The sequence below is a fragment of the Planktotalea sp. genome, from assembly GCF_018607965.1.
GTDB lineage: Bacteria > Pseudomonadota > Alphaproteobacteria > Rhodobacterales > Rhodobacteraceae > Planktotalea.
In genome coordinates this window covers 1-2,655 of sequence record NZ_JABBAM010000003.1, presented here as the reverse complement: position 1 = coordinate 2,655, position 2,655 = coordinate 1, and the positions used below count along the sequence as shown (strand labels likewise).

At 56.1% G+C, this 2,655-nt stretch carries 3 protein-coding genes; 1 reads left to right on the top strand and 2 read right to left on the bottom strand.

The genetic code is table 11. The features are described 5' to 3' along the window. The coding region (locus tag QZ279_RS00095) for a class I SAM-dependent methyltransferase (RefSeq protein ID WP_293446741.1) at positions 1 to 563 on the top strand (563 nt) is incomplete at its 5' end. Here QZ279_RS00095 and QZ279_RS00090 read toward each other — a convergent pair. Together QZ279_RS00090 and QZ279_RS00085 are read right to left on the bottom strand one after the other, a co-directional pair. Continuing rightward, the gene (locus tag QZ279_RS00090) at positions 560 to 1,546 is read right to left on the bottom strand and encodes a molybdopterin-binding protein (RefSeq protein ID WP_293446740.1); all 987 of its coding nucleotides are present in this window, start codon (positions 1,544 to 1,546) and stop codon (positions 560 to 562) included. The two genes, QZ279_RS00095 and QZ279_RS00090, sit on opposite strands and share 4 nt — an antisense overlap. Further along, positions 1,543 to 2,520, bottom strand: a complete 978-nt coding sequence (locus QZ279_RS00085; RefSeq protein WP_293446739.1) for an XdhC family protein — start codon at positions 2,518 to 2,520, stop codon at positions 1,543 to 1,545. The genes QZ279_RS00090 and QZ279_RS00085 overlap by 4 nt, the downstream gene beginning before the upstream one ends. Between the last annotated feature and the right edge of the window lie 135 nt (positions 2,521 to 2,655).

Sequence of the window (2,655 nt, the reverse complement as noted above, 5' to 3'; positions counted from 1 at the left end):
TGTTTGGAACCGACCCCGTTCCATTTTTGCTAAAACACGCTGGTCTATTTGAAAAAGGTCGGTCGGTTTTGTCCATTGCCGAGGGCGAAGGACGCAACGGCGTGCATTTGGCCAAGCGCGGGTTGGATGTGACGGGTGTGGAGTTTGCGCCCTCTGCGGTGGCCAAAGCCGAAAAGCTGGCGCGCCAAAATGATGTGCAACCGACCTTCATTCAGGCCGATCTGTTTGAATGGGATTGGCCAAGCGATTCTTTTGACATCACCTTGGGTTTGTTCTTCCAGTTCATCGGCCCCTCACAGCGCGATATATTATGGCGCAAGATGTTGGCGGCAACACGGCCCGGTGGTTTGATTATGATCCACGGCTACACGCCCAAACAGATCGAGCTTGGAACAGGCGGTCCGCCTTTTATCGAAAACATGTATACGCGCGATAGTTTTGCAGATGTGTTCGCAGCCTGCGAGGTCCTTGTGTGCGAAGACTATGAGGCGGAGCAGAAATCAGGGTCGGCCCATGTTGGCATGTCGGCGCTGATCGATTTTGTCGCGCGCAAGCCCGCTTAGGGATTGCGGGGACGTGGGCGCGTTGGAATTTCCTTCATCAAGCCACCGATCCCCATTTGTGCTATATCGTTGCTGATCACAGTGACACCGCAGAGAACGCGGCTGAGAACCTTGTCTGCACCGTTCAGTGCAGGCGAGCGCGCGCACCCAGGAAGGCCGATGACAGGCGTCCCTGCTAAATCACCCAAAAACAGCAAGTTACCCGGATCAACAGGCATTCCAAAGCGCGTAAGGGCTCCACCTGCGTCGATCAACGCAGCAGGTGCCACGTCAGCGGGATCGGAGGTGGCGGAGGCCGTGAGAATCAAAATAACCTCGCCTTTTGCGGCAATTAGGGCGCTTCGTAAGGATTGCGTGTCGTGGGCGCAGGTCAGCGTTTCTATCAATGGACTTTGAAGTACTGCAAGACGCGCTTGGGTGGCCGCAATCGCTTTGCTTTCGTCAGTATCCTTACTGATCTGAGTGATGATCAAACTGACGGACTGTTGGCAAGGTTCGGCCAAAGTGACGCCACCGCGCGCCAAAGCACAGGCCATAGCTAGGTCCGTTTCAGGAACCGCGTATGAAATTATTTTGACGGTGCCAAGCATTCCGTTTTCATGCATTTGATGGTGCGCAGGAACCGTTGCAAATGAAATCATCGGGTTCACGGCGTTGAGTGCGTGAAGTTTTTCAACATCAAGCAACGCAACCCCCGCCCCCTTTGCGATCAGGTTTACGCGACCTTTTGCAGCCTTGGTTGCGCGCAACCCAACTGCGCCCTCCAAAAGTGCTGCACCCAAACGCCGCGCGGCTTCGTTTTCCTCGATGTCACCGTGTTCAAGCGTTGCAACAGTGACCAACGTTGCGCCCGTTTGCGAGAGCTGCGCGATATGGTCGGCGCCGAGCATCGTGCCTTTGCGCAGACGTCCATCTATTGTGCTGACAGAGTGCGCAAGGATGCAGCCAAGAGCGTCCTCCAGCGGGATCGGGCCAAATTTCACGCTGTGCCTTTGCGCAAGAGTTGGGTCATTTGCGCAATGACAGACACCGCGATTTCAGCGGGGCTGCTTGCACCGACATCCAACCCGATGGGTCCATGAATGCGTGCGATTTCATCTGACGTAAACCCTTTGGCCTGCAACCGTTCCACCCGTTTTGCATGCGTCCGTTTTGACCCCAGCGCACCGATATAGAACGCACCAGATTGCAGCGCGATATCTAGAACGGGGTCATCAAGTTTCGGGTCGTGGGTCAGTAAAACAAGCGCGGTGCGCGTATCCAGACCGATCCGAGCAACCGCATCACTGGGCCACTCACTCGAGATTTCAGTGCCTGGAAAACGGGCCTGTGCTGCGAAACTTTCGCGCGGATCAATGACCGTTGGATCATAGCCCGCAAGGCGCGCCATAGGAACCAAGGCTTGGGCTATATGAACAGCCCCGACGATCAACACGCGCAAGGGCGGGTTGTGAATGGCGATAAAACGGCGCGTGTCTTCTTCAAATCCTGAGCGGTCCATCGCAAACCGCTGAACAAGTTCTGAGCGATGCAAATCACGTGCACCTGTATCAAGATCGGCGACATACGCAACCGGCATACGCGCGGCGCGCGCCTCGACCAAATCACTTAACAGCGCCTCGCTTAACACGGTCCCCACCGGTTCTACCAAGATGCGAATCTTACCGCCACAGGCCAAACCAACCGCAAAGGCGTCGCCGTCCGACACCCCGAACTCCAACTCGCGCGCATCGCCGTGCTCAATCGCCTCGATAGCCTCGACAATCACCGCGCCCTCGACGCAGCCCCCAGAGACAGATCCCGCGATTTCGCCCTTCCCGTTGATCGCCAATTGGCTGCCCGTACGACGCGGCGCACTGCCCCATGTTTCAATCACCGTGGCCAAAGCCGCGCCCTTGCCGGCCCGAAACCATGCCAAAGCTTGTTCAGGAATTTGATCCACATAAATGTCGTTCATCGGGCGTTTCCTAATTCAACTGCTTCGCAAAACCTGCGCTAAAATTCGTGCCAGCGCAATGCACCGAATGACACGCACAACATGACAAGACTTGGTCGCGCCAATTTCCCAATCCTGCCCTAATTCCCCGCCATC

Bases quoted from the DNA above. Each gene is read 5' to 3' on its own strand.
- QZ279_RS00085 (WP_293446739.1), bottom strand. From the start codon at position 2,520: ATGAACGACATTTATGTGGATCAAATTCCTGAACAAGCTTTGGCATGG.